Source organism: Ochrobactrum teleogrylli (assembly GCF_006376685.1).
GTDB classification, from domain to species: Bacteria; Pseudomonadota; Alphaproteobacteria; order Rhizobiales; family Rhizobiaceae; genus Brucella; species Brucella teleogrylli.
The window spans coordinates 1-1,134 of sequence record NZ_VEWL01000040.1 but is presented as its reverse complement, the minus strand read 5'-3'; the positions used below and the strand labels follow the sequence as shown (position 1 = coordinate 1,134).

The window sequence follows — 1,134 nt, the reverse complement described above, 5'->3', positions numbered from 1 at the left end:
ACGCCCGCAAGGCCAGCACCCAGCGCATAGGTGAAGGTGAGAAGCAGCGGCACATTGATGCCGAAGGCCTTGACCAGCGTCGGGTTTTCGGTGGCGGCGCGCAGATAAGCGCCAAGCTTTGTCTTTTCGATCAGAAGCCAGGTGCCAAGGCAGATGATCAGCGAAGCCACCACCACCCAGGCGCGATAATTCGGCAGGAACATGAAGCCGAGATTATTGCCGCCTGCAAGCGACGGCGGCACCGCATAGGGTTGTCCGGCAGCGCCATAATAATAGCGGAACGTGCCTTCGATCACGAGCGCCAGGCCGAAGGTGAAGAGCAGGCCATAGAGCGGATCGAGATTATAAAGCCGTGACAGCGCCACGCGCTCGACAATCGCACCGCCAAGACCGACGATGACCGGAGCCAGAATAAGCGCTGGCCAATAGCCGATGCCAAGCCAGCTCAACAGCAGATAGCCGACAAAAGCGCCCAGCATATATTGCGCGCCATGGGCAAAATTGATGATGCGCAACAGCCCGAAGATGATGGCAAGGCCAAGGCTCAGCATGGCATAGAACGAGCCGTTGATGAGGCCGACCAGCAACTGGCCGAGAAGCGCTTGCAGGGGGATTCCAAAAATCATTGTCATGTCAGACTCCCAGCGCTTCGTTCAGGGCCGCCATGCGGTCAGGCAGTTCGGCGGTTGGGAAGTTCTCCGTCACCACGCCATGGTCCATCAGATAGAAGCGGTCTGCGACCTTGGCGGCAAAGCGGAAGTTCTGCTCGACCAGAAGGATGGTCATGCCGCGCTTCTTCAGTTCCACCAGCACATCGCCGATGCGCTGCACGATGACAGGCGCCAGACCTTCGGTCGGCTCGTCCAGCAGCAGCACCTTGACACCGGTGCGCAGGATGCGCGCGATGGCCAGCATCTGCTGTTCGCCGCCCGACAGCTTGGTGCCGGGGCTATTGCGCCGTTCATGCAGATTGGGGAAAAGCGCGTAGATCTCGTCAAGCGACATGAGGCTGTCGCCATCTTTGGCGACGACCGGCGGCAGCAGCAGGTTTTCGTGTACGCTGAGCGTGGCGAAGATGCCGCGCTCTTCCGGCACGAAGCCAAGACCCGCATGGGCGATGCGATGCAAAGGCAC

Annotated in this window: 2 protein-coding genes; both read right to left on the bottom strand. The window is 60.1% G+C overall.

Going from position 1 to position 1,134, the window contains the following annotated elements:
- Positions 1 to 632: branched-chain amino acid ABC transporter permease (locus FIC94_RS22300; RefSeq protein ID WP_140026469.1), on the bottom strand; the 632-nt coding region annotated here is incomplete at its 3' end.
- Position 633: 1 nt separating this feature from the next.
- On the bottom strand, positions 634 to 1,134 hold a 501-nt coding region (locus FIC94_RS22295), incomplete at its 5' end, for an ABC transporter ATP-binding protein (protein ID WP_140026468.1).